The following is a 21,790-nucleotide window of genomic DNA, read 5'->3' as shown; positions in this document are numbered from 1 at the left end:
AGCAAATGAGCGATGGGTCTAAACGTTCATGAGCCGAGGGTGACAAAGGGATGTATCCAGGGCGCGGCGAAACCGGATCGCCGTGTATCACTGCAAAAAATTGGGGTCCCCGAATGTACCAATACGATCAGTACGACCAGACCATCGTCGATGAACGGGTCGCGCAGTACGCCGATCAGGTTCGCCGCCGCTTGTCGGGCGAATTGAGCGAAGAGGAGTTTCGTCCGCTGCGCCTGCAGAACGGCCTGTACATGCAGCGTCACGCGTACATGCACCGCATCGCGATTCCGTACGGCAACCTGCGCAGCGACCAGATGCGCGTGCTCGCGCAGATCGCGCGCGAACACGACCGCGGTTACGGCCATTTCTCGACGCGCTCGAACATCCAGTACAACTGGATCAAGCTCGAAGAAACGCCGGAAATCCTGCGCAAGCTGGCGGCGGTGCAAATGCACGGCATTCAGACCTCGGGCAACTGCATCCGCAACATCACTGCCGACCAGTTCGCCGGCGTGGCGCCGGATGAAGTGGTCGATCCGCGTCCGTGGGCCGAAATTTTGCGTCAATGGTCCACGTTCCACCCGGAATTCGCGTGGCTGCCGCGCAAGTTCAAGATTGCCGTGTCGGGTTCCAGGGAAGACCGCGCTGCCGTGCAGATTCACGACATGGGGGTGTATCTGCGCAAGAACGAGCAGGGCGAACTGGTGGCCGATATCCTGGCCGGCGGCGGCATGGGCCGTACGCCGATCATCGGCGCGATCATCCGCAAAGATCTGCCCTGGCAACATCTGTTGACGTACTGCGAAGCGGTGCTGCGCGTATACAACCGTTACGGCCGCCGCGACAACATGTACAAGGCGCGCATCAAGATTCTCGTGAAGGCGTTGAGCCCGGAGAAATTCTCGGCGCAAGTCGAAGAAGAATGGCAACACCTGAAGGACGGTCCTTCGACGCTCACGCAAGCCGAAGTGGATCGCGTGTCGCAGTACTTCCAGCCGCCGGTGTACGAAAAGCTCGCGGATACCGACGCTTCGTTCGAAAAGCATCTGCTGGAAAACCGTGCGTTTGCCCGTTGGGTCGAGCGTAATGTGCGTCCGCATAAGGTGTCGGGCTATTCGTCGGTCACCTTGTCTTTGAAGCCGACCACGATCGCCCCCGGCGACGCCACGGACGCACAGATGGAAGCCGTCGCCGATTGGGCCGACGAGTACTCGCTCGGCGAAATCCGCGTGTCGCACGAACAGAACCTGATTCTCGCGAACGTGAAGAAGCGCGACCTGTTCGCGCTGTGGGAAAAGGCTAAGGCACAAGGTTTCGCGACGCCGAATATCGGCTTGCTGACCGACATCATCGCGTGCCCGGGCGGCGACTTCTGCTCGCTCGCGAATGCGAAGTCGATTCCGATCGCGCTGGCCATTCAGGAACGCTTCAACGATCTGGACTATGTGTACGACCTCGGCGATGTGTCGCTGAACATCTCGGGCTGCATTAACGCTTGCGGTCATCACCACGTCGGCAACATCGGCATTCTGGGCGTCGATAAGGACGGCTCGGAGTGGTATCAGGTGACGCTCGGCGGCGAGCAGGGCACGGGCGCTACCGGCGCACACCTTGGCCGCGTGATCGGCCCGTCGTTCTCGGCGGAAGAAATGCCGGACGTGATGAGCAAAGTGATCGATACGTTCGTGGAAAACCGCCACGAAGGCGAGCGCTTCATCGAAACGTACAACCGCATCGGCATCACCCCGTTCAAGGAACGTGTGTACGCCTCGCGTCAACCGGCTCACGCGTAACCGCGAAAAGGATACAGAACAGATGGCTTCTATCATCAAGAATCGCGCAATCGTCAACGATGACTGGACGGTCGTGCGCCCGGCAGAAGATGGCTCGCTGCCCGCGGTGAACGCATTGCCCGCAGGCAAGGTGCTGGTGCCGCTCGCGCTGTGGCAGGCTGAACGTGATGCGTTGACCGCTTCGCGTAGCGCCGCTGAGATCGGCGTGTGGCTCGCGCCGGACAGCGAACCGGCGGATATCGTCGCCGACTTCGACAAGATCGCGCTGATCGGCGTGGACTTCCCGGTGTTCCGCGACGGCCGCGGCTATAGCATCGGCCGCCTGCTGCGCGAGCGCTATGGTTACAAGGGCGAACTGCGCGCAATTGGCGACGTGCTGCGCGATCAACTGGCGTTCATGTTCCGTTGCGGCTTCGACGCGTACGCGTTGCGCGCGGACAAAGACTTCGACGACGCACTGAAAGCGTTCGACGAATTCAGCTTCAACTATCAGGGCGCGGTGAACTCGTCGCCGCTGTTCCGCCGCCGTGAAGCGGGCGAACTGGCAAAGGCATCGGCATGAGCGAAGTTCAAACCCTCACGCCGGAACTCGCCGCAAAGGTCGAGCGCCTCGATGCGCTGCTCGACTCGATCGCCGCGCGTCACGAGAACGTGAAGCTCGCCAGCAGCCTCGCAGCGGAAGACATGCTGCTCACGCATGCGATTCTGTCGCGCGGCGTGAAGATCGACATCTTCTCCCTGAACACCGGCCGCTTGCATGCGGAAACGCTCGGCATGCTCGACCGTGTGAAAGAGCGCTATGGCTACGACATCGAACAGTTTCATCCGCAAGCCGCGGCGGTCGAGGAATACATCGGCTCGCACGGCCTGAACGCGTTCTACGAAAGCGTCGATCTGCGCAAGCGCTGCTGCGAAATTCGCAAGGTCGAGCCATTGAACCGCGCGCTGTCTGACGTGAGCGCATGGGTCACGGGCCAACGTCGCGAGCAGTCGGTGACGCGCGCCGAGTTGCATGCGGAAGAGCACGACGCCGCGCGCAACATCGCCAAGTTCAATCCGCTGACCGACTGGACCGAGGCCGAAGTGTGGGCCTATCTGAAAGCGTTCGACGTGCCCGTCAATCCGCTGCATGCACGCGGTTACCCGAGCATCGGCTGCGAACCGTGTACGCGCGCCGTGCGTCCCGGTGAAGATAGCCGGGCAGGGCGCTGGTGGTGGGAGTCGCGCGATACGAAGGAATGCGGACTGCACATCACGACGATTACGCCGATCGCGGTCGATCGCAGCGCAAACGCCTCGGCCTGAAGTTTGAGCGAACGGGCCTTGGTTTTCGGCCCGAACACCGCACATACCGATTTGAATACTTCCGCGACGCGAGCAACCGCTTGCGACGCGAACCAACGAAGGACCCAGATATGAGCACCACGCTCGATTCCACTGTGAACGCACCGCTCGCCAACACGGCAAACCGTATGGATCACCTCGACTGGCTCGAAGCCGAGTCGATTCACATCCTGCGCGAACTGGTCGCTGAATGCAGCAAGCCCGCGCTACTGTTTTCGGGTGGCAAGGATTCGGTCGTGGTGCTGCACCTCGCGCTGAAGGCCTTCGGCATCGGCGCGAATCGCAAGACCGTGCTGCCGTTCCCGCTCGTGCATATCGACACCGGCCACAACTACGAGGAAGTGATCGATTTCCGCGATCGTCGCGCGAAAGAGATCGGCGCTGAACTCGTGGTGGGTCATGTCGAAGATTCGATCAAGCGCGGCACGGTTCGTCTGCGTCGTGAACTGGATTCGCGCAACGCGGCGCAAGCCGTGACGCTGCTCGAAACCATCGAACAGTACGGCTACACCGCGCTGATCGGTGGCGCGCGCCGCGACGAAGAAAAGGCCCGTGCGAAAGAACGGATTTTCTCGTTCCGCGACGAATTCGGCCAATGGGATCCGAAGGCACAGCGCCCGGAACTGTGGAGCCTGTATAACGCGCGTCTGCATAACGGAGAACATCTGCGCGTGTTCCCGATTTCGAACTGGACCGAACTCGACGTGTGGCAGTACATCGCTCGCGAACAGCTCGAACTGCCGTCGATCTACTACGCGCATCAACGCGAGATCGTGCGCCGCAATGGCCTGCTGGTGCCGGTTACGCCGCTCACGCCGATGCGTGAAGGCGAAGTCAGTGAAACCGCGCTGGTGCGCTTCCGTACCGTCGGCGACATTAGCTGCACCTGCCCGGTGGAAAGCGACGCGGACGATCTCGAGAAGATCATCGCCGAAACGGCCGTGACCGAAATCACGGAACGCGGCGCGACGCGGATGGACGATCAGGTCTCCGAAGCCGCGATGGAACAGCGTAAGAAGCAAGGTTATTTCTAAGCACACGAACGAGGGTAAAGCAATCATGAGCGGTATTCACCAACCAGAAGACCTCGGCGTGCTGCGTTTCATTACCGCGGGTAGCGTCGACGATGGCAAGAGCACGTTGATCGGCCGCCTGCTGTACGACAGCAAGGCTGTGCTTTCAGACCAGCTTTCGGCACTGTCGCGCGCGAAGAATAAGCGTACCGTCGGCGACGAAATCGATCTGTCGCTGCTGACGGACGGCCTCGAAGCCGAACGCGAGCAAGGCATCACGATCGACGTCGCGTACCGTTACTTCGCGACTGCGAAGCGCAAGTTCATCATCGCCGATACGCCGGGCCACGAGCAGTACACGCGCAACATGGTGACGGGCGCGTCGACGGCACATGCGGCGATTATTCTCGTCGACGCAACGCGCGTGACGTTTGTGGATGGCGTGGCGCAACTGCTGCCGCAAACCAAGCGTCACAGCGCGATCGTCAAGTTGCTGGGGTTGCAGCACGCGATCGTCGCGATCAACAAGATGGACCTGGTCGATTACAGCGAGCAGCGCTTCAACGAGATCCGCGACGCGTATGTCGAACTCGCGCGTCAACTGGGTTTGAGCGACGTGCGTTTCGTGCCGGTGTCGGCGCTCAAGGGCGACAACATCGTGACGGCGAGCGAAAGCATGCCTTGGTACGCGGGCGAGCCGTTGCTGGACCTGCTCGAAGCGTTGCCGGTCGAAGTGCCGACGGGCCAGGCGCTGCGTTTCCCGGTGCAATGGGTGGCGCGTCAGGACGGCAGCCAGGCCGACGATTTCCGCGGCTACATGGGCCGTGTCGAAGCCGGCGAAGTGAAGCTCGGCGATACGATTGTTGTGTTGCCGGCCAATCGCGAAGCGACGGTTGCGGAAATCATCGCGCCGGTGCCGGGCGGCACGGCTGCGGTGGACCGCGCGTTCGCCGGGCAAACGGTGACGATTCGTCTCGCGGAAGACGTCGACGTATCGCGCGGCGACACCTTCGTGTTGCGTGAAGCGGCGCCGGAGCCGGCGAAAAAGCTGGAAGCCGATCTGTGCTGGTTCGACGACGCGCCGCTGTCCACGCAACGCAAGTATCTGTTGAAGCAGACCACCAATACGGTGTTCGCGCGAATCGGTGCGATCAAGGAAGTGCTGGACGTGCATACGCTGTCGCAGGCGACCGATCGCAAGGATCTGACGATGAACGACATCGGCCGGGTGGCGCTGACGTTGCAGAAGCCGCTGGTGTGCGATGTGTATGACTCGCATCAGGGCACGGGTGCGTTCGTGCTGATCGACGAAGCGACGCATCATACCGTTGCGGCTGGGATGATTCGGGCGTTTTCTGCGTAAGCGGGCGAGGGCGCATGGCGACGCAATACTGCGTGGCTCGCGCCCCAACCAACAGGTTGATTCAAATGGGTAAGGTTTATCTGATCGGCGCGGGGCCCGGCGCTGCGGACCTGATTACGGTACGCGGCGCGCGCCTGCTCGGCACGGCCGACGTGGTATTGCACGACGCGCTGGTCGAACCGGCCATGCTCGATTACGCGCCTGCGCATGCGCGGCGGATTGCGGTGGGCAAGCGCTGCGGGCAATTGTCGACAGCCCAGCAGTTCATCAACAAGCAGATCGTCGACGCCGCTTTGGAGCACGACGTGGTGGTGCGCCTGAAGGGCGGCGACCCGATGCTGTTCGGCCGCGCCGACGAAGAAATGCGGGCGCTGGAAGCGGCCGGCATCGACTATGAAGTGGTGCCTGGAATCACCGCTGCGCTGGCGAGCGCGGCCTCGTTGAAGCGCTCGTTGACGCTGCGGGGTGTATCGCGCAGTGTTGCACTGGCCACGTTCAGCCGTGCGCCGGGCTCCGACGAGATTCGTGAACAGGTGAACGCGGACTCGCTCGTGTTTTACATGGGCCGCGATAGCGGCGTCGAGATCGCGCAGCAGTTGATCGATGCCGGCAAGCCTGTTGCCACGCCGGTGGCGATTGTCGAAGCTTGCAGCACCGAGCGCGAGCGCATGCTGACGCTCACACTCGAAGAACTCGCAGCCGGCGACGCGCAGCGCTGGGTCGATGCATCGCAGCCGAGCCTGCTGATGATCGGGGAGGCGTTTGCTGCGCGGCAGGTCGAGGTTGTTCGCTCCGTGGATGGGTTGTTAGTCGCTGCTTGAGGTTTTTGGTTGGTGCTGTGTAGGTTGTTTGTTGTGCGCTTTGGAATGTTCGCCTTTCCTTTAGTCACGTGAGAGCGCACGTGACCATGTCCCGCCGCGCGCCCGCGCGATTGCCTGTGTCTTCGACATCGTCAGCATGCGCCACTGCCGCCCGCGCTCAGGGCACCGACAGGGTATGACACACACTGATGAGAGCACATCCGCATGCTGCGTGATGTCCCTCGAGCGCAACGGGCTTGTCGTCGACCATCAATGATTCGTCACCTTCGACGATCGGATTGACGCCATGCTCCGGGCACGCCACCAGGTCACCCTTGCGCGCGATCGCCTTGCCGTCAACGACGTCGACCTGTGATCCTGTGATCACTTTTCCACCGTGGGTCGTGGTGTCGCCCACTACGATTACCTGTCTTGCCATTGCGTTTTCCTCTTCTCTAGCCGTTCGAGCACAGTGCGATATTCGTCACGCCGGGGACCGCGCCGTCAACGTTCGGACTACCGAGGTAGGTCCACGTGACATCATGACGATCAATTGCCAGAGCCCGCTCGCGTGGATCGGGGAAAGGCTGTCCTTGATCAACAAACGCCTGCTGGGTCCACGTGTTATAGAGAAACGCCTGCGGATGCGCAACGGCAACGCGGCCTTCCCAGATGCCCTGCTGCGGGCATCGCTGGTGTCCGGCGCATTGACTTATTGGCGTACTGGCGGATATTTCCCGAAGCCAGCCAGCACTGACCATATGCGCGAGGATCATTTCGCGCGATGGTGGAAGCTGACGGGCTTCGCCCAGGTAATGCCATTGCATGATCTCGTGCGACAGGCTGGTCATCGTCGCGGGTTCGAACCGCTCGCCGGCCTGGTAGTGTTCCGGCCGTCCGCTACGGGCAGGTGTGAGCTGCGCCCTGGGCGTTCCTGGGGCATCGAACAGCGCCAGCCAGTAGCCGGTTTCGGGGACGCCCCGGCCTTCCCTGACTGCATAAGGACTCTCGGCGAGCGACGGGACATCGTAGCCATCCGGGATATGTTCGCGTCCCTGCAACATTGCGTTTGACGTTGTTCTGAGCTTTGCAGACGGAATGACAGCCTTGGCCGCATCGATCAGCGTCTGCTTGTTACCGTCCCACTTAGGCAGTGGTGCGGGAGGGAGCGGCAGCACCTTGTCCAAATTCGGCAGTCTGAGGCGGGTTCCATAATGCTCAAGTGCATCTCCGAGTACACGATATCGTTGCGAACGAGCCTGATCAACGTGTCCAACGAGGCTCTTTTCGTTCGACAAATTAAACCCGTCGAATTCGACGGACAAATTTTTGGCGCTTTTGGCGCTCCCCAATTTCACTCCTTCGTGAAATGTCTTCAACGCCAGCGCTTTTGCTTCCGGCGTGTAGCCACTTAGCTGCAAGTACCCAAGTTCATAGGCTGCATCCCCGTAACCCTGCGCCATCGCACACTTCAGCATCTCAATTGCAATTGACCTGTTTCCCCAGAAGTCCCCGTCGGGGTCATCATAGGTTCCCCCCAGTTTGTCCCCCAGAAACGTCATTGCAGACGGGCTGCCCATGTCCGCCGCGCGCTGGAAAAACGCATAGGCGCTGGTTGCATCACCGCCCCTGATCATACCGTTCTGATGGTATGTACCCATCATGTCGTAGGCATCCGGCACGCCGAGTTGCATCGCCTTCTCAACCCAGCGGATCGCAACCTCCGGATTGTGTTCCGGTACCGCGTAATCCGACAGGATCAGCGAGGCGAGATTGAGCATGGACTTCCAATGATTGCGTTGCGCGGCCTGCTGGTAGAGCTGGTAAATCTTCGGATAGTCGCGATCCTTGTAATAGATGTCTGGGTTGTCCAGCACGAGTGCCTGCTGGAACCACAGTTCCGCCTGCGGATCAACAGGCGGCACGTGCTGGCCCTGATGAAGGCAGGTGAACAGCTTGCGATGCGGATTAAACAGTGGCAGTTTTTCGTAACGCGGCAGGTCGGACATGGCGGTAGTCAGCTTGCTGGTCAAGGAAGTCAGTCTCCCGGCCTGCACAGAAGAGGTGGTCAGGAACAGGACGACGAAGACAATGCGGCAAAGGATGGTTGTGCACTTCATAGATGTCTCGTTCAAGCTAGCTCAGGAACCCTCGGTTTGACGCCATACTCCGGGCACGCCGCCAGGTCACCCTTGCGCGCGATTGCCTTGCCATTGCTTTCTTCTCTTCTCCAGCTGTTCGATCACAGAGCGATATTCGTCACGCCCGGCACCGCGCCGTCAACGTTCGGACTACCGAGGTAGGTCCACGTGACATCATGGCGATCGACGTCGAGAGACCTGTCGCGCGGATCGGGGAAAATTTGGCCGGGCTGGACAAACGCCTGCTGGGTCCACGTGTTATAGAGAAACGCCAGGGGATGCGCACCGGCAACGCGGCCTTCCCAGATGCCCTGCTGCGGGCATCGCTGGTGTCCGGCGCATTGACGTATTGCCGTACTGGCGGATATTTCCCGCAGCCAGCCAGCACTGACCATATGCGCGAGGATCATTTCGCGCGACGGTGGAAGCTGGCGGGCTTCGCCCAGGTAATGCCATCGCATCGTCTCGTGCGACAGGCTGGTCATCGTCGCGGGTTCGAACCGCTCGCCGGCCTGGTAGTGTTCTGGCCGTCCGCTACGGGCCGGTGTGAACTGCGCCCTGGGCGTTCTCGGGGTACCGAACAGCGCCAGCCAGTAGCCGGTTTCGGTTACCCGCTGGTCGCCGTGAACGGTGTAGGGGCTTTCGGCAAGCGGCATTACGCTATGCCCCTCCGGCACCTGTTCGCGGCCCTGCAGCGCTGCATGTGATGCGGATTTGGGCTTTGCGGGCGGAATGACGGTCTTGGCGGCATCGATCAGCGTCTGCTTGTTGCCGTCCCACTTCGGCAGCGGTGCGGGCGGCAGTGGCAATACCTTGTCAAGGTTAGGTAGCTTGAGGCGGCCTTGGTAATGTTCCAGCGCATTGCCGATCTGGCTATAGCGCTCGGCGCGGGCTTTGTCGATATGGCCGGGCAAGTTACGCCCGTTGGTCAAGTTGAACCCGTCAAACTCGATAAACAGCTTATTCGCGCATTCAGCGCTACCTAGTTTTACTCCTTCATGGAGAACTTTGAGAGCCCGTAACTTGTCTTCGCTTGTTCCTGGACGAGCATAGATGAAGCCCAGCTTTTCCGCAGCATCACCGGAGCCTTGAGAAAGGGCACACTCCAGCATTCGAGTGCCGATAGGCAGGTTGCCCCAGAATTCGCCCTCCGGATCGTCGTAAGTACCAGCTATTTTGTAGCCGAGGAAGGTCATTGCAGACGGACTGCCCATGTCCGCCGCGCGCTGGAAAAACGCATAGGCGCTGGTTGCATCACCGCCCCTGATCATACCGTTCTGATGGTATGTACCCATCATGTCGTAGGCATCCGGCACGCCGAGCTGCATCGCCTTCTCGACCCAGCGGATCGCAACCTCCGGATCGTGTTCCGGTATCGCGTAGTCCGACAGGATCAGCGAGGCGAGATTGAGCATGGACTTCCAGTGATTGCGCTGCGCGGCCTGCTGGTAGAGCTGGTAAATCTTCGGATAGTCGCGATCCTTATAGTAGATGTCCGGGTTGTCCAGCACGAGTGCCTGCTGAAACCACAGTTCGGCCTGCGGATCAACAGGCGGCACGTGCTTGTCCTGATAAAGGCAGGTGAACAGCTTGCGATGCGGATTAAACAGTGGCAGCTTTTCGTAACGTGGCAGATCGGACATGGCGGTAGTCAGTTTGCTGGTCGAGGAAGTCAGTCTCCCGGCCTGCACAGAAGAGGTGGTCAGGAACAGGACGACGAAGACAATGCGGCAAAGGATGGTCATGCACTTCATAGATATCTCGGTCATGCGAGGGCCGTGCTGTCAGATGAGGGTATCGTCACCGACGCATGCATGGTAGAAGTTGCGCGATGATCCTCAAATGGCAGCAGGAAGCCGAGCAAACTCGCCTTCCCCGCCAATTTGATGTCGTGGTTATCATCCATACGGCCTTTCCATTTTTCGAATTCAATTGGTACTTTTGATCTGTCTCCGCTACCGTGAATGTCGCCACCTGAATGCAGTTCAAAAACCCGTCCGCGCAGATCCGCGGCCCAGACCTGCCCGGTCGCCGCAATGTTGATCTCACTGTCCACCGACATACTGCGCTGGTTCAGATTCGCGCTGCCGAGCGTCACGAACACATCGTCGATGAGCATCAGCTTCGAGTGGATATAGATCTCGCGATAAGCCATCTGGTTACCGATCACCCCACTAGTGCGCAGCCGGGCGACGCTCACTTTCAGGCCCAGCGTGTCCTGCAACTGCTTCAGGCTCGGACGGTCCAGCACCTTGTTGCCTTTCTTGCCCTTGTGCGCATCCGTGTAATCCTGGTCGAGCTTGCCCTTGTCGACGTGTGTTGCCTGTTCCGGCATTGACGTGCTTGCACCCAGTTCGGTCAGCATGTCGAATGTACGCGGCACCATACCGTCGTCTTCGGGGTGTGGAATCACGATAAACAGATGCAGCACCGGCACATCCGTCATAGGTTTGTCCGGCAGTCTCGCCCAGGCGTCGCAGAACTTTCCGCGTTCCCTTTTCAGGTGACGGGCAAACTCCGGATAGAAAAAATACTGGTTCTCGATGTAGATATAGTTGCGGGCAAAGCTGGTTGCCTGGAAGTAGAGTTCCTTGATGCTCTTGTCCAGTTCGTGCGGCTGAGTGCGTACGATCTGCACCCCATGTGCGGGATTCTTTGGCAAGACAGGAACCTTGGGCGGCAATTCCGTCAGTTCTCTCGTTTGCAGCGCGGCGGGAGCGAACAGGTTCCAGCCCCGCTCGAAATTCTCGTGCAGTCGTTTCAGCGCTGGTCCGACGACGCGACAGGCGTAATCCTGATATGGCTTGGTGTGCCCGTAGGCTGTCTTTCTGAGTGGTCCTTTCGGATCCTGCGTAGTTCGCTCATGGGTGAGTTCTACATCGACGTTACCGGCTGACCACGTTTCTCGCAGCGGATCGTCGATCTCGTGTGCTGTCCGGTCCCAGAAATCCGTCACGGAATTTAGTCCCATGACGTAACCCACCGCCTTGCTGCCACCGTCATGTGCATAGTCGATCAGGACCGGTTTCTGGTGATGGGTAGGATAATTTTCGAGCAGGCCGGTTTCATCGATCGGGTTGCCCGATTCGTAGGCAGGCTGATCCTCCTCTTTCGGCGCCGCTGCCAGCATCGCCTTGACATCGCCGGCAGCGATGCCGCGCAGAACAACCTGAAGGCGCGGATTCGAGCCTGCACCGCTTCGGCCACCAGGCAGGTGGCGCGCCCACCAATCAGCGCAGTACTTGTGGCGTTCGGGGTTGGCATACGGCGGCGATTGCCGGACGTGATTCGCAACGGCACTCCAACTTTGGTCCACGTCGCTGTAACCAGGCATGTTGTTCTGCCTGGCTGAGCCTCGCGCGTCGTACCAGATCAGTAGTCGCACCGTTACCGGATTGTCCTTTCGTGTCGTGACGGCCTCCAGCAGGCGGCCGTACCTCACGCCCCGTGGCCAGGCATTACCTTTTTTTATTTCATTGCCGAGGTCTGGGTCGAATCTTCGGCACATTGGACCACGCGTCAACTCCATGCCCGGATCGAAACCCCAGCAGACAATATCGACGGTGGATCTTGCATCCCAGATGTCCTTCGCAATCTCCGCAAAACCTTCCTCGCCGCAGACCATGAAATGCAGCCTGTTTCCGTAAGTGATGGGCATCTCCTTGCGGTTCTCGAGAAGCCATTGCACCGATCCGTTTGCCTTGCGACCCGCTTCATCGATCGCCACATCGATGGGGTTCTGCGTCTTGAGGTGGTTAGTCATGCGGTTATCCTTATCGATCAGTCGTACCGTAGCCTGAGCGGATCATCAGGCCACGCGTTCGCACCGGTTCGAATGCGTGGCCCTCTTGTCCAGCCATTCGATCACAGTGCGATATTCGTCACGCCGGGGACCGCGCCGTCAATGTTCGGACTACCGAGGTAGGTCCACGTGACATCATGACGATCAATTGCCAGAGCCCGCTCGCGTGGATCAGGGAAAGGCTGTCCTTGATCAACAAAGGCCTGCTGGGTCCACGTGTTATAGAGAAACGCCTGCGGATGCGCACCGGCAATGCGGCCTTCCCAGATGCCCTGCTGCGGGCATCGCTGGTGTCCGGCGCATTGACGTATTGGCGTACTGGCGGATATTTCCCGCAGCCAGCCAGCACTGACCATGTGCGCGAGGATCATTTCGCGAGATGGTGGAAGCCGATGGGCTTCGCCCAGGTAATGCCACTGCATCACCTCGTGCGACAGGCTGGTCATCGTCGCGGGTTCGAACCGCTCGCCGGCCTGGTAGTGTTCCGGCCGTCCGCTACGGGCAGGTGTGAGCTGCGCCCTGGGCGTTCCTGGGGCATCGAACAGCGCCAGCCAGTAGCCGGTTTCGGGTACCCGCTGGTCGCCGTGAACCGTGTAGAGGCTTTCGGCAAGCGGCATTACGCTATGACCGTCCGGCATCTGCTCGCGGCCCTGCAGCGCTGTATGTGATGCGGATGTGGGCTTTGCAGGCGGTGCGACGGCCTTGGCGGCATCAATCAGCGTCTGCTTGTTGCCGTCCCACTTCGGCAGCGGTGCGGGCGGCAGTGGCAATACCTTGTCCAAATTGGGCAGCTTGAGGCGGCCGTCATAGTGTTCAAGCGCATTCCCAAAAACTGTATAACGCTCCGCGCGCTGTATATCCACCTTTCCGGAGAGATTTCGCCCTGTCGATAGATTGAATCCTCGGAACTCTGAATCAAGCGCCTTTGCGCAGTTCGCACTACCTAGCTTGACTCCTTCGTGGAGAACTTTGAGTGCACGAAGCTTCGCTTCGTAGGTTTCCGGCCGCGAATAGATAAAGCCAAGCTTTTCGGCTGCATTCCCGTATCCTTGTGTCAAGGCGCACTCAAGCATGCGTGTTCCGACGTCCGAATTACCCCAGAATTCGCCATCTGGATCATCATATGTACCCGCCATTTTGTATCCGAGATAAGTCAGCGCCGACGGATTGCCCATGTCCGCGGCGCGCTGGAAGAAAGCGTAAGCAGTGGTGGCATCTCCACCCCGAATCAGCCCATTCTGATGATAGGTTCCCATGCGGTCCCATGCATCCGGCACGCCGAGTTGCATCGCTTTCTCCACCCAGCGTATGGCTAGTTCCGGATCGTGAACCGGCACCGCGTAGTCACTCAGAATCAACGAGGCGAGATTAAGCATGGCCTTCCAGTTGTTTCGCTCTGCAGCATTTGTGTAAAGCTGATAGACCCTCGTCCAGTCGATATCCTCGAACCAGATGTCCGGGTTATCGAGCGCCAGTGCCTGCTGGAACCACAATTCGGCCTGGGGGTCGACGGAAGGCAGGTGCTGGTCCTGATAGACGCATGCGAAGGTCTTTCTGTGCGGGTTAAACAGCGGCAGTTTGGTGTAGCGCGGCAGATCGGACATATTCGCAACGAATCGGTTGGTTACTGGCGTCATAAGGCCGCCCCATACGGAAGCGGCAAACAGACAAGGGGCGACGAGAGCAATCAGGAATAGCTTCAGGCGTCTGGCAATACGCTTCATATGCGCGCCGCTCAGACCGTGACGTCGGCAGGAACAGTAGTGGAGGCAACCATGGTGGCGGTTGAGCGGTGGTCTTCGAATTTCAGCAGAAAGCCCTGCATGGCTTGATGCCTCATTCTCAGCTCGCCGTTATCCTGCATTCGTCTATTCCAGTCCTGGAACACAGCGGGAACCCTTTCCGGATCACCTGTGCCGTGAATACTCTTGTCGGAGTGCAGTTCAAAAATCTTCTGCCGCAGTTTGCCTACCATCTCCTGGCCAGACGCGGCAATGTTGATCTCGCTGTCTACGGCCATACTGCGCTGGTTGATGTTTGCACTACCGACAGTCACAAACACGTCGTCAATCAGCATCAGCTTCGAGTGGATGTAAATTTCGCGGTATGCCATCCTGCGCGCGGCGTCGAGACCGCTTGTGCGTAACCGCGCAATGCTCACCTCCAGTCCGTATGTACGTTCCAGTTGCTGAACACTGATCCGGTCCAGAACCTTATGCTGCTGGGGCACCGTCACGGCTCCGCCCATTCCGTCGTCTAACGTGACATCGTAGGGCGCAGTCTTCGCGTCTGGATAGTTCTGGCTGAGCGAGCCATTCTTGACAAGACCGCCCTGCGCCTCCATCGCGTCACTGTGTCCGAGTTCGCTCAACATGTCGTGAGTACGTGGCACCATGCCGTCCTGCTCCGGGTGCGGGATGACGATGAACAGATGCAGCTTTGGGATGTCCGCGAGAGGCTTGCCGTACTTGCTGCACCACCATCGACAGTATTGGAGGCGTGCGTCCTTCAGGTTGCGTGCCAGTTCTGGATAGAAGAAGTATTGGTTCTCGATATAAATATAGTTACGCGCCCAGGTCGTTGCCTGCATATAGAGCGCCTTGATTGTCTTTTCTCTTTCATGCGCCTGTGTGCGTACTATCTGGACGATCTGGTTGGGGTCTGTTGGGAGAGTGAAGATTTTCGGCGGCAACGGCTGCTCTGCGATTTTCCATGCGGATGGCGCGTCCTCGTTCCACGCCGCCACAAAATTCAGGTGCAGCCGCTCCAGCGCGGGACCAACCAGACGACAGGCATAGTCCTGGTACGGTTTGGCGTGTTTGTACGACGCGGCGCTGGCCTTGTTCTCAGTCGCTGCTTCGTGCCCGATCTCTTTCTGGACGCTGCCGCTTGACCAGGATTCTCGGAACGGATCGTCGACTTCGTGAGCAGTGCGGTCCCAGAAATCGGTTACGGAATTCAGTCCCATGACGTAGCCGACTGCCTTACTCCCACCGTCGTAAGCGTAGTCAATCAGGATGGGCTTTTGATGGTGCGTGCCGAATCCATCCAGCAGTGCCAGCTCGCTCGCCGACGGCTGATCCTTTTCGTCCTGCAACCCGTGATTGGCATCGAGGAGACTGACATCACGCAAGACGATCTGCAGGTTCGTCGTTTTGCTGGGGTGTCCGTTGGCCATATAGCCGAGATTTCGGAACCACCATCCTCGACAGTAGTCTTGACGCGACTGTTCCGGATAGGGCGAAGTGAATGGACCTATCTGAGCGGTGTCGGTGTAGCCAGGCATGTTGTTCTGCACCGCCGATGCGACTGAATTGAACCAGATCAACAGCCGCACCTTGACGCCCTGGTCTGCAAGCTGTTCGAGCAAAGAGCCATATGTATGGCCGCGTGGCCACTTGTCGTTTCTCGTGCGCTCCAGTTCCATGCCAGGATCGAAACCCCAGCAGATGATGTCCGCCGATTCTTTCGCGTCGTTAAGATCTTTCGCGATGGACCTGAAGCCTTCCTCGCCACAAATCTTGAAGTCCAACTGGTTGCCGTAGTACTTCTTTACCCTTGGGTCCGTCTCCAGGAAGAACTGTGCCGAACTCTGGGCCTTTCGTCCCTGCTCATCGATGGCCACCGTTGCCGCATTCTGCGTATCGAGGTGATCTGCCATGTCGTTATTCCTTGTTCAGATAGTCAGATTGGCTGGACTGGGACGGACCTACGCGAGGCGCTCGCCGCGGTTCGAACGCTGATCGGCATGCGCGGGATCGGCATGAAGCGCATCCTTGACCTTCAGCTCGAACTGCCCACCATTGCTCAGCTTCACGCGATAAGCCGATGTACCAGGCTGGTGATTCTTCACGACCACCCGGCCGGACTCGTCGGTCGCGCCTTCCGCAATCTTTGCGTCGCCCTTGTACAGCTCGTATGGCTCGTATGCGTAGTGGTGCGCTTCATCCGGCAATGCGCGCAGCGCAAAGTGCAGGTCCTGCTGCATATCCTGCGATTCAGGCAGCTTCGGTTTGCCGACGTTGTCCGGTCCGGTAAAGACCCGGCCCGCCGAATGGACTTCAAACTGACCGGATGTACCGCTGCGGATCTGGCCCGCTGTCCAGCGCGTATAGCTTCCGCCACCGCCAATTTCCACTTCCTGATCGGCGCTGATGCGAATCGTGGTAGCCGACACTGTCACGTTGAGTTTCGCGAGCAGGTTGATACTGTCCTTCAGCGCCTTGAGATCGATGTCGCCCGACATCGCCACCAGCCGCCAGCCGCATGCCTGCACCACGGTGCGGATGCCGTTCGCCACGCTGACCAGCAGTCTCCGGCCCACGGACAGTGCCGTATGGCCGCCCGAAGTCATCGCCACATGTTCGCCGGCGGCCAGATGCATCGAGCACGGCGTATTGCCGGCCAGCCCGGCTTCGCCGTTGAGCACGAGGTGCGCCTTGGACAGTTCGGGGAAATGACTCTTCTGCTGATTGGCCTTGCCGCTGCCGCGAATGTCGTCGTGCTGTGTCCGCAGGGCGCTGGCCACAGCGTCCTGATCACCGCGCTCCTGCGCCTGCTGCGCGCGCGCGAGCGTGGCGAAGGCATCATGCTGGTCACGCGCGGTTGCCAGTTGACCAGCCGTCTCGGTCATATCCTTCATGGGCGCAGACGCACCACTGCGAGGCGCCGTCGTGATCAGCATGCCCTGATTGGCGCGCAGCACGCCATGTGCGTCAGTGCCCAACTCGAACCCTTCACCGCGTTCCCTGTCCCGTCCCGCGTGTCCGTCGATGCGCGTGTTGTACCCCAGCACCAGCCGCGACTGCGCGTGGTCGCTCGCCACCTGAACCTGAAGTTTCCCGGGTGTATCGTCGGTGACCACGCTATTAGCCGACTGGCCTTTGAGATCCTGGCTCCGCCAGCCCGACAGCGCATCGTTCTTCGGCAGTTGCCACGGCGCCTGGTGGAACTCCGTCGTATGTCCGGAGATGATGTATGGCCGGTCAGGATCACTGTCGTAATAGCCCACCAGCACATGATGGCCGACGCGCGGCAGCCACATCGCGCCGTGCTCGACTCCGTGCCACGGCGATGCCACGCGCAGCCAGCAGCTCGCGTTTTCATCTTTCTCGCCGATACGGTCCCAGATGAAGTGCGCCTTCACGCGTCCGTATTCGTCGCAATAGACGGGCTCATCACCGTATCCGGTGATGAGCGCCGTTTCCGCATAGGCACGCGGCCTCTTCGCCCTCTGCGGCGTGCGATAAAACGTGTTGGCGGGCACTGCGGAAAACTTGGTCGTGCAACTGTATTGCAGCTCGATCCCGCCGCTCTGCGTAACCGTGTCATTGTTGACGAGATCGATATCAGTGGATACGACGAGGTATTCGCCATCGCCCGGTTTAAGCGGATAGCCTTCGAGCGTGAACGTATGCCCCGTCATCAGCCCACGCAGATTGCCTTTGCCGTTCGCTCGCAGGCTCTTGGCGCGATGCGCTTCGACCTTCACGCGCGCCAGATGCTCGCCTTCGAACTGCGGGTCGCCGCGCAGCCCGGCCGTGCCCATCGGCCCTTCGAACGGCTGCGAATAGTCACCCCACGCGTACTCCTCGGCGTTGTCGAAGGCGCGTTTGCTGTAGTCCTCCTGGCTGACGGCCAGATTGCCCAGCGACTGCGTATAGTCGTAGTCGGTCAGCGCAACCTTGCCCGTCGTGATCTGCCGTGCGACGTGGAATTCGTGAACATGTTCTTCATCGATGCGCTGCCCGTTGCGGTCCACATAGCGCAGCGTCTGATACGCCGGGCCATGCTTCTTGTACGCACCGGGCGAGTCGCACAGCACCAGCGTGCTGCCGGTGAAGAAGAATGTAATACCCCATTCTTGCCACAGACGATTCAGAAATGCGAAGTCGGACTCCCACCACTGCCGCTGGTACTCGCGCTTAGGATAGGGACGGCGCTGCACGCCCGGACCGGCCAGCCGCAGTTCGTACGGAAATGAATAGCGCTGAAGGGTGTCTTCCGTGATCTGAATGACTGAGCGCTCCTGCCAAAGCCTGCTGTCGCGGTTCAACGTGGCGAGCCAGAGCCAGGGACGAATCCTGAGGCGGTAATGCGCGCGCCGGTCATCTGCGCCAATGCACTTTGCCGCCACGATCAGGCCCGTGAGCTTGCGGATATCCGCGCCGATATTGGCCGTCCCAGTCGCACCTGTCGCTCTCGCCATCCAGGTGCCGTTTCCTTCAATGGCAATATGAACCGTCACTTCCTTGCCGATCAGTGCGTCCACATCCACCAGCGCTTGCGCCTCGCTGGCCGTCAGCGTTGCGTCGTCGACCGTACTAAGTTCGACCTCATAGTCATACAGATGTCCGAGTTTTTCTTTGCCGCGCAGGCGCGAAACGGCAAACAGCGGTTCGCCGCTCCATTGCGGCAACGCCTTGCCGGTAATCTCCAGCGTGCGCGGCTGTTTGAGCCACGAGTTGATCCATGACATTCGCCTGCTCTCCCTGACTGCGTTGAATACCTGACCCGGTTCAGGCCGTGCCGCGCGTACCCATGCGCGGTGGCCAGTGTGCGATCGGTCCGCGCTGCGTGGAGCGCAGCACGGTCGTTGTAAACGAGTGCGTCGATACGTGCCGCGCGACGTAACGTTCAAGCACAAGGCCCAGCGTGTAGGGACTCACGCCGCCGAATCCGCTTTCGTCAAAGGTGAATTCGCACTCGATGCCGCGTCCGAAGCCAATCGGGCTGTTACCGGGCAACCTTCTGTTGACGGGCGTAGCCTGCGCACGCACGAGGCTCTCGATCTGCCGCCCCAGCATCCCCGCATCCGGCATCACGAACAGACGCAGACGACGACGCACACCTTCGCCCGGATGGGCTTCGTCGTAGTGGTCGTCAAACATCCGGTAGTCGAGCTTCAACTGGGCCATCAGCTGCCAGGCCCGATCGCCGAAAGCCAGTGGCGGCTGCGGCGCGGTGGGCGCACGCACCAGGCCGATGCGATCAGCCGGAATCGACCTGTCCAGGAACAGGTCATTGCTGCCGTCGCACGTCAGCACGCAGGGCAGGTCGCGGTTGGTCAGCCACGCCTGCAACGAGAGGTAGCGGATGCCTTCCGTATTCGGCTGCTCGTCGTGGTCGACCAGCGAAATAAATGTGCGTGTCTCGGTAAAGGAGCGGCGCGTACCGTAGTGACGGTCGTCTATCTCAGTCCGGTTCAGTTCGCGGCGGATCGTGAAGTAACGCGAATTGCGACCAGCGTACCGGTCTACTGGCATATGCAGCGGATCGAAACGGAATGTCTCCGATTCTTCGGAAACCTGTCCCCATGCCGTCTCCACCGAGTGCACATCGTAGTCATGCGGTGCGGACGGCACGGGCACGAGCCGATGCGATTGCGCCGCGGGAGCCAGGTCGAGCCGTCCGGTCCGTCGGGGAAACAGGTTGATGACAGGTGTACAGAACAGCGCGAAATGCGCTGCGTCGACGGTTTCCGCAAGCTTGTCCACGGGCCGCTCCAGCAGGATCACGACCTCGGCCTCGCTGCGGTCGATGCTGGCGAGCCCCGTCCTGAGGCCGGTCAGCGTGAAGAACCAGAAGCGCGCCGGACAGGCGAAATACTCCTGCAGCAGGTTGTGACCGTGAAACCTGTCAGGCACAGCAGGCAGCAGGCTCTGTTGTGGTTCGAGCGCGTCATGGACGACTGCCTTGCGCGTGACGGCATGCAGCGATCCGGTTGCGAACTGACCGGGAACGCCGGTGACGCTCGCCACGACGGCGGCGTGAACCAGCTCGAACAGGTGCGAAGCGTTCGCTTCGTCGCCACAGAGATACACGGGCAACCGGTCCAGCCCGTCGAGACTCGCGATGGGCGCGCCGTTCGTGGTACGCAGCCGCAGGCGCAAAGCCCCTTGCACGGCTCGACCGGCTGGAACAAAACGGTCCAGTGCGGGGATGTCGGGCGGAATCCCGGTCAGGCGCGCCTGCACGATTTCCAGCGGGTACAGCGCGACATCCTGGCTGCTGCGGAACTCACAGGCTGTGCGCTCGCCATCGGGAACGCGCGAGGTGAAGATCGTGCCGCGCGGCACGACTGTTCCGTTTGCAGCGTGCTTGCCTCGCGCGCGCGGGAAGAGGCGGGCGACGGCCATCGAGGGCGTCGGACAGGTGTAGTTCGCGTAGACGGTTTGCAGCAGCGGCAGGATGAACCCGGGAAAGGCATCGTCCAGACGCATCTGCATATGCGCGGTGACGAAGGCCGAGGACTGAAGCAGGCGTTCGACGTAGGGGTCGCCGATTTCGCCTGCGTGCAGGTTCATGCGCCGTGCAATCTTTGGATGCTGTTCAGCAAACTCCAGCGCGAGTTCGTGCATGTAGAGCAACTCATGGCTGTAATAGTCCAGCAGGCGTGGGTCCATCCGGTCAGCTTTCGAAAGGTCGATCGAACATGATATTTAGCGGACGATTTGCCCGATTCATGAGAAAAACATGACAGCTTTCATCTCTTCGATTCATATGGAATCCTGAAAAAACATCATGAAAGTGTTGCCGCAGAAGAATGAGTAAACCGTATTTCGTTGTGACGCGCTATCAGATGCCGCGGAAAGCTCTGTGAGATTTTTCTGGTAACGTTGAATTTCGACTTCAAATAAAAAAGCCCGCTCGCGGCGGGCTGGAAGCGGTCTTATCCCAGAGGATGACTCTAGGCAGGGCGGAAAATGTTGGGGCGCTCTATCATCAGCGTTGGCGAGTCGGCGTGTCCAGATAAGGACACGCGACCGGGACGGCGAAAGTCCGATCGAGGCAAAAGATTCAAGCTTGGTCGCTTGGGGGACCGCACGTCGGCGAGCAGGCCAGCCGTCCTGACCGGGTGTACGCGATGGGCGCACTCAAGCCCGTCCTCGGTGGGTGCCTTCCGCGTGTCCGGCGCTGCCTGGACAATCTCACCACGGTTCTTGCGGTGATCGCCAGACTCGCTGCCGCACGCAGCGGTCACGCTTCTTTCCTCGACCACCCAGAAAAAGCCAAGCCCCATGTCCATCTCGCGTACAGGTTCGCTTGATGGAATGGGGCTTAAGTTGAGAGCGTTGCCCCGCACAGGGACAACGCTAATAGACCACTAACAAAGCAAGGAAAGGCCAAAGGCCCACGCGCTAAGCCAAAACCGCAATCAAACTTGCCGCAGACAATATTCCGCGACGGCATCGAGAACCGCTTCATCCTCGCCCACAGCAACAGCGCATTTAATGAGAACAGAAGGATGCAACGCCTGGCACTGTTCGATCACCAGAGGCAGATCTTTCCTGACATGCCCCCCTTGCCCAAAAAACACCGGCACGACGGTGACCACTTCACAGCCTTGAGCAACAAGCTCCCCCACGGCTGTAGGCAAATCCGGCTCCATCAACTCAAGAAACGCCAGCGCCACAGGTCCGGAGTCCGGAGAAGCGTCCCGCAACTTAACAGCCAAGCGCTCAAAAGGCTGGCGCCACCGCACATCCCTGGCGCCATGGCCAAACAGAACGATACCGTGCATCGCCATGAAAA

General features: G+C 59.9%; 15 protein-coding genes. 6 read left to right on the top strand and 9 right to left on the bottom strand.

The features are described 5' to 3' along the window. The first annotated feature begins 113 nt into the window (after window positions 1–113). From B0G82_RS01900 to cobA, 6 genes are all read left to right on the top strand, one after another. Window positions 114–1,793, top strand: a complete 1,680-nt coding sequence (locus tag B0G82_RS01900) for a nitrite/sulfite reductase (protein WP_106279836.1) — start codon at window positions 114–116, stop codon at window positions 1,791–1,793. Between the two features lie 22 nt (window positions 1,794–1,815). Beyond that, the gene (locus tag B0G82_RS01895; RefSeq protein WP_121306488.1) at window positions 1,816–2,355 is read left to right on the top strand and encodes a DUF934 domain-containing protein; all 540 of its coding nucleotides are present in this window, start codon (window positions 1,816–1,818) and stop codon (window positions 2,353–2,355) included. Next, the gene (locus tag B0G82_RS01890; protein ID WP_121306487.1) at window positions 2,352–3,098 is read left to right on the top strand and encodes a phosphoadenylyl-sulfate reductase; all 747 of its coding nucleotides are present in this window, start codon (window positions 2,352–2,354) and stop codon (window positions 3,096–3,098) included. The genes B0G82_RS01895 and B0G82_RS01890 overlap by 4 nt, the downstream gene beginning before the upstream one ends. Window positions 3,099–3,208: 110 nt before the next feature. Then, complete coding sequence (gene cysD, locus B0G82_RS01885; RefSeq protein WP_106279842.1) at window positions 3,209–4,171, top strand: sulfate adenylyltransferase subunit CysD; 963 nt, start codon at window positions 3,209–3,211, stop codon at window positions 4,169–4,171. 25 nt (window positions 4,172–4,196) lie between these two features. Beyond that, a complete protein-coding gene (locus tag B0G82_RS01880) occupies window positions 4,197–5,513 on the top strand; it encodes a GTP-binding protein (RefSeq protein ID WP_121306486.1) in 1,317 nt (438 codons plus the stop codon). Between the two features lie 65 nt (window positions 5,514–5,578). Next, complete coding sequence (gene cobA / locus B0G82_RS01875; protein WP_121306485.1) at window positions 5,579–6,334, top strand: uroporphyrinogen-III C-methyltransferase; 756 nt, start codon at window positions 5,579–5,581, stop codon at window positions 6,332–6,334. 157 nt (window positions 6,335–6,491) lie between these two features. Here cobA and B0G82_RS01870 read toward each other — a convergent pair whose 3' ends face one another. The 9 genes from B0G82_RS01870 to B0G82_RS01825 all read right to left on the bottom strand — a co-directional run bounded on the left by B0G82_RS01870 (window position 6,492) and on the right by B0G82_RS01825 (window position 21,785). Then, window positions 6,492–6,752 carry a PAAR domain-containing protein gene (locus B0G82_RS01870; RefSeq protein WP_121306484.1) on the bottom strand — a complete coding sequence of 87 codons (261 nt, stop codon included), beginning with the start codon at window positions 6,750–6,752 and terminating at the stop codon, window positions 6,492–6,494. A 16-nt stretch (window positions 6,753–6,768) separates the two neighbouring features. Beyond that, complete coding sequence (locus B0G82_RS01865; RefSeq protein ID WP_121306483.1) at window positions 6,769–8,433, bottom strand: tetratricopeptide repeat protein; 1,665 nt, start codon at window positions 8,431–8,433, stop codon at window positions 6,769–6,771. A 122-nt stretch (window positions 8,434–8,555) separates the two neighbouring features. Beyond that, window positions 8,556–10,208 (bottom strand): DUF6396 domain-containing protein, encoded by a 1,653-nt coding sequence (locus tag B0G82_RS01860; protein WP_241974440.1) that lies wholly within the window; start codon window positions 10,206–10,208, stop codon window positions 8,556–8,558. Between the two features lie 11 nt (window positions 10,209–10,219). Further along, on the bottom strand, window positions 10,220–12,217 hold the full coding sequence (locus B0G82_RS01855; protein WP_121306482.1) for a phospholipase D-like domain-containing protein: 1,998 nt from the start codon (window positions 12,215–12,217) through the stop codon (window positions 10,220–10,222). A gap of 101 nt (window positions 12,218–12,318) precedes the next feature. Beyond that, window positions 12,319–13,980 carry a tetratricopeptide repeat protein gene (locus tag B0G82_RS01850; RefSeq protein WP_241974438.1) on the bottom strand — a complete coding sequence of 554 codons (1,662 nt, stop codon included), beginning with the start codon at window positions 13,978–13,980 and terminating at the stop codon, window positions 12,319–12,321. Window positions 13,981–13,991: 11 nt separating this feature from the next. Then, a complete protein-coding gene (locus B0G82_RS01845) occupies window positions 13,992–15,917 on the bottom strand; it encodes a phospholipase D-like domain-containing protein (protein WP_121306481.1) in 1,926 nt (641 codons plus the stop codon). Between the two features lie 48 nt (window positions 15,918–15,965). After that, window positions 15,966–18,734, bottom strand: a complete 2,769-nt coding sequence (tssI, locus tag B0G82_RS01840; protein ID WP_121306480.1) for a type VI secretion system tip protein TssI/VgrG — start codon at window positions 18,732–18,734, stop codon at window positions 15,966–15,968. A 40-nt stretch (window positions 18,735–18,774) separates the two neighbouring features. Then, entirely contained in the window at window positions 18,775–20,661 is a 1,887-nt protein-coding gene (tssF, locus tag B0G82_RS01835) for a type VI secretion system baseplate subunit TssF (RefSeq protein WP_121306479.1), read from the bottom strand. A gap of 752 nt (window positions 20,662–21,413) precedes the next feature. Further along, complete coding sequence (locus B0G82_RS01825; protein ID WP_116142639.1) at window positions 21,414–21,785, bottom strand: CbiX/SirB N-terminal domain-containing protein; 372 nt, start codon at window positions 21,783–21,785, stop codon at window positions 21,414–21,416. Window positions 21,786–21,790 lie beyond the last annotated feature (5 nt).

This window comes from Paraburkholderia sp. BL17N1 (assembly GCF_003634175.1).
Lineage (GTDB): Bacteria > Pseudomonadota > Gammaproteobacteria > Burkholderiales > Burkholderiaceae > Paraburkholderia.
This window is presented reverse-complemented; position numbering and strand designations above follow the sequence as displayed.